The organism is Geminocystis sp. GBBB08, from assembly GCF_016743215.1.
In the GTDB taxonomy this organism is placed as follows: Bacteria; Cyanobacteriota; Cyanobacteriia; order Cyanobacteriales; family Cyanobacteriaceae; genus Geminocystis.
On record NZ_VRZC01000231.1, the window covers coordinates 1 to 4,720 of the forward strand.

General features: G+C 32.4%; 5 protein-coding genes. 3 read left to right on the forward strand and 2 right to left on the reverse strand.

The annotated features are described in order from the left end of the window. Window positions 1–140: 140 nt before the first annotated feature. The 3 genes from FWJ34_RS18300 to FWJ34_RS18310 all read left to right on the forward strand — a co-directional run bounded on the left by FWJ34_RS18300 (window position 141) and on the right by FWJ34_RS18310 (window position 2,624). Window positions 141–1,340, forward strand: coding sequence for a response regulator (locus FWJ34_RS18300; protein WP_308256769.1), 1,200 nt, complete (start codon window positions 141–143; stop codon window positions 1,338–1,340). Window positions 1,341–1,416: 76 nt separating this feature from the next. Continuing rightward, on the forward strand, window positions 1,417–1,779 hold the full coding sequence (locus tag FWJ34_RS18305) for a response regulator (RefSeq protein WP_308256770.1): 363 nt from the start codon (window positions 1,417–1,419) through the stop codon (window positions 1,777–1,779). A gap of 308 nt (window positions 1,780–2,087) precedes the next feature. Further along, window positions 2,088–2,624 carry a chemotaxis protein CheW gene (locus FWJ34_RS18310; protein ID WP_308256771.1) on the forward strand — a complete coding sequence of 179 codons (537 nt, stop codon included), beginning with the start codon at window positions 2,088–2,090 and terminating at the stop codon, window positions 2,622–2,624. 137 nt (window positions 2,625–2,761) lie between these two features. Here FWJ34_RS18310 and FWJ34_RS18315 read toward each other — a convergent pair whose 3' ends face one another. Next, complete coding sequence (locus FWJ34_RS18315) at window positions 2,762–3,454, reverse strand: glycoside hydrolase family protein (RefSeq protein ID WP_308256772.1); 693 nt, start codon at window positions 3,452–3,454, stop codon at window positions 2,762–2,764. A gap of 117 nt (window positions 3,455–3,571) precedes the next feature. Next, window positions 3,572–4,156 (reverse strand): sugar transferase, encoded by a 585-nt coding sequence (locus tag FWJ34_RS18320; RefSeq protein WP_308256773.1) that lies wholly within the window; start codon window positions 4,154–4,156, stop codon window positions 3,572–3,574. Window positions 4,157–4,720: the final 564 nt, after the last annotated feature.

Genomic DNA, 4,720 nt, shown 5'->3' on the forward strand with positions numbered 1-4,720 from the left:
ATATTTAATTTACCACAACCTATGTAGGACTGCTATATTTTCCGATTAAATCTAGTTTATTTATTCCCTTATTCTGAAAATTATGATAATCTGTAAGTATCAGATCGATTTGTCAGTATATATTAATTGAGTAGGAATCAATGACTTCTAACGAAAACACGTCTAATCCTATCCCCTTTAAAGAGTTTACAGCCATAAAACAAACAGGTTTTTTTGAAAATCTGAAACAACCTCGTTTTAGTGGTGAACTTTTGCTGACAGGTCCAAGACAAACTAAATGGGTATTTTATCTCTATTTGGGTAGATTAGTCTATGCCACTGGAGGAAATCACTCTGTCAGACGATGGCGACGTAATCTTATCGCTTATTTACCTCATATTCAATCTCATATGGGAGCGATTCAGGGGGATGTTGATCGCTTAGAATTGGATGATCATAATAATTGTTGGGAATATGAATTACTTTGTTTTTGGGTAGAACAACAAAAAGTTACCCTCGAACAAGCTGCGAAAATGATCCGTCAAAATATTATTGAAGTCTTGTTTGATGTTACTCAAGCCATGCAGGTTACTTGCGAACTCAAACCAGATAAAAATTTACCTTTCTCCACTCGATTGGTATTAATAGACGCAGAACAAGTTATTATTGAAGCACAAAAAGGGTGGCAAGCGTGGCAGTCTGCAAAAATTGCCGATCGCTCCCCAGATATGGCTCCGATTATTACCCAACCTCAAGAATTAGAACAACAAACTAATCCCCAAATATATCAAACTCTCAGTCAATTACTTGATGGGCAACAAACTCTCAGAGATTTATCGGTGAGAATGAAAAAGGATGTCGTCACCGTCACTCGTTCTTTATTACCCTATGTTCAAAGGGGTTTAGTACGTTTGATCGAAATATCTGATATTGAACCGCCAAAATTGCCGATTCGTAGTGTTGATGATGAGATTTTAAATAATCAAAAGATTACTATTGCTTGTGTTGATGATAGTCCTCTTATCTGTCAAACGATGGAAAAAATTATCACCAGTGCCGGTTATAACTTTATTGGCATTAATGATGCTTTAAGAGCGATCGCCATTTTATTATCAAAGAAACCAGATTTAATTTTTTTAGACTTAATCATGCCCAATGCTAACGGTTATGAAATTTGTAGTCAACTAAGAAAATTAACCTTTTTCAAACATACACCTATCGTTATTTTGACAGGGAATGATGGTTTAGTAGATCGAGTTAGGGCGAAAATGGTAGGATCATCGGATTTCATAAGTAAACCAGTAGATACTGCTTTAGTCTTAGAAACTATTCGTAAACATCTTCGATTATCAGTATCTTAACAAAGATTGTTATATCATTACTATTACTGACAAAACATAAAAAATAAATTATAAATAATTGAAAGAGGTTAAATTTATGGGAAACGCTTTGATTGTAGATGATTCTTCCACAGAAAGAAAAATATTACTAGGGTATTTGCAGGAATTAGGTATTACTGTTACCACAGCAGAAAGTGGAGAAGAAGCCTTAGATAAACTAACAGATGTTATTCCTGATTTAATTATCCTTGATGTAGTTTTACCCGGCAAAAGTGGCTTTGAAATTTGTAGAGAAATAAAAGCTGGTGCCACAACGGCAAAAGTACCAGTTATTATTTGTTCAACCAAAGGTAGTGAAATGGATAAATTTTGGGGGATGAAACAAGGTGCTGATGCTTATATCCCTAAACCAGTTGATAAAGATGAGTTTTTTTCTACAGTGAAAAAGCTAATTAAATAATATTTTTAAACAATTAGTCATTGATCATTGGTCATTAATCATTGGTCATTGGTTATTAGTTATTGGTCAAAAGTCATTGGTCAAAAGTCATTAGTCATGGGAAATTTACCTTTGCCCTTTGCCCTTTTTTTGTCATCATTAGCTATTCATTAGTCATTCTCAATTCTCAATTCTCAATTCTAAAGCTATTGGTTTCCTCGTCAATTGATTGCGAGGCGATCGAATTGCTCATAACCATTAATCCACCTTAAACTGATAAAATTAATTAAAATTACCCACAATCCTGCTTACTTCTTATTGATGCCGTTATGAGTGAACAAATATTATCTTTCTCTAACACTAAAAAGACTAAAGAATCTCAGAGACAACAATTTTTAAGATTTGTTCTTTTACCTGATACTAACCTAATGATTTCATTGTCAGAAATTGCGGCGGTATTAAAAATACCCTTTGGACAAATTATACCGATTCCAGAGATGCCTTCATGGGTGATTGGGGTTTATAATTGGCGAGGAGAAATTGTGTGGATGATAGATTTAGGACAATTATTAGGATTTACGCCTTGGTATCAACAATCAGTGGTTGCCTCTAATCATAAAGCGGTAGTTATTCATCCTAGCAGTCAAGATCGTAAAAATAGAACTTCGGGAGATTTAGTAGGATTAATTATCAGTGAGGTTAACGATATTGAGCTATGCGATACCAGTGAGCTACATTCTCCCCCTGCCTCAGCAGTTACCCCAGATTTAGCTCCTTTTTTAAGAGGATATTGGATTAAAGAAAATGGTGACATAATTGTTACTATTGACGGGGATGCTGTTTTTGCAGCCATGCCGAAGGAATAGGTGGCAGGGCGTTTTCAAAGTTGAACCAAAAATTTCTGTTTTGGAGTGGGAAGACGCAGTGGAAGCGGTGGATTTTTTCTAATAATTATATTAATAACGATTTGGACATTGGTTAGAACTCAGGTTAACTAAATTCCTCATTTTTCATTGTTTTTTAATTCTTCTTTTAGTAACTTTTGATAAATTTGGGGTAAATGTTTCGTCATGGAGTTATTTTCAATACCGTATCCTAAACTTGTCCATGTCGGTGACAATAATTCTAAAACTTGATCAATTTTTCCTGTTTCTAATAGTTTAGTTATATCTTCATTCCATGCTTTTGAATCCGTAAGCCAATTATACAATACTTGATCTTGATATTGTGCTTCAAAACTATAGTCTTTCCATAGCAAAAATTTTGACGGATGGGGATGATATTGTGTCGCTTTTTCTTCCCAAGTGGTATTTAAAAATTGGTATCTACCTGATGCAGTAGTACATTTTCCTTGATTTGGTCCATCGACGATAGTAATACATTGATTCGGATGTTTACTCAAATCCTTGACATATTTACCGCTATAAATGACGTGATAAGGATTAAGATAATTAGATTCACTGGCACTAATAGTACGCATTAATGCTCGAATATAAGGATTTCCACCTTCCATTACTAATGGTGGACTACCATATATACTAGAAATTAGATGTTGACTAGCTTTCTTTAACTGGGTTTTTTTCTCTTGGATGACGACATTCGCTAATCCTGATAGCATGAGGAGAATAATCAAGGTTTTAAGTATATTACCGACTTGATCGAAAAAATTTTGTTTACGATTACTTAAATTAGTCATACTATTTTAGATTACTATGAACATTCACACCAAAAGGTTCTTATTTATCATATCGTAATCAGAATAGCAATCTTCAATTAATTATCAAAAATTAGTTATTTTCGGTGGGCACTTATTTTATTGTGCACCTTTACAGTGAAAAACGACTTTGATAGTTTTAAAGATTAAATTTAAGTCATAATAAATAGACCATTTTTTTTGGTATTCTAAATCGAAGGAGACAATTTCCTCAAAATCATTTACTAAAGATCTACCGTTTACCTGCCACTCTCCCGTAATACCTGGTTTAACTCTTAATCTCAACCAATGACGTTCATTATAATTTTCCACTTCATCTAGGGTTGGAGGACGAGTACCCACTATACTCATGTCACCTATTAAGACATTCCAAAATTGCGGAAATTCATCTAAGCTAGTTTTACGCAAAAATCTTCCTACTCTTGTAATACGAGGATCTTGCTCATTTTTAAAAATATGACCTTTGGCTTGATTTTCTACTAAGTGTTTTTTTTGTTCTGCATCAGAATACATGGAACGAAATTTCCAGATGCGAAATGGTTTTCCTAGTAATCCACAACGAGTTTGACTATATAAAATTGGTCCTCGACTGTCAAATTTTATAGCAATGGCAATAGGAACAAAAACTAATGTGGTAATAAATAAACCCACTATAGCACCTAAAACATCGATAAATCTTTTCATAGAACTATAAGCAGAAATATGTGCGTGGCGAAGTTTTGGGTAATGCAAAGGGAATAAAATAGAACTACAGATAGAACTAAATGATATTTTCACTAAGTTAAAGTGAGAGTAAAACATAGGTTCGCATTTTTGAAGTGGAGGATTAAAGTTTTTAATCTAATTAGCAAATGATTTTATGATGATAAAACTATTTATATCTTCAATATACCTTCTTTTAAATTCAATTTATCATTTTTAATATAAAGATTGTGTAAAGTTCTAAAAGCAATATATAGTAAGAATTATAAAAATGAAATATAGGTTTAACTCAGTATTTACTGATATAGTAATTTTAAATTTATTTTATACTTAAGTATAACTTAAAAGATAGTTTTTAAATATTATTAAAACAATTCTAAATTATTGGGAAGAATTTTAAAGTGTTCAAAATAGTCCTTTTCACAATAAATGGATTAATTTAATCGATTAATATTAATTAATAATTGTCAATTCTCCATTAATCATGAATAATTAATTATGGATCTATAGATAAAATTATAAAACATGAGTTTAGAATATCCTGAT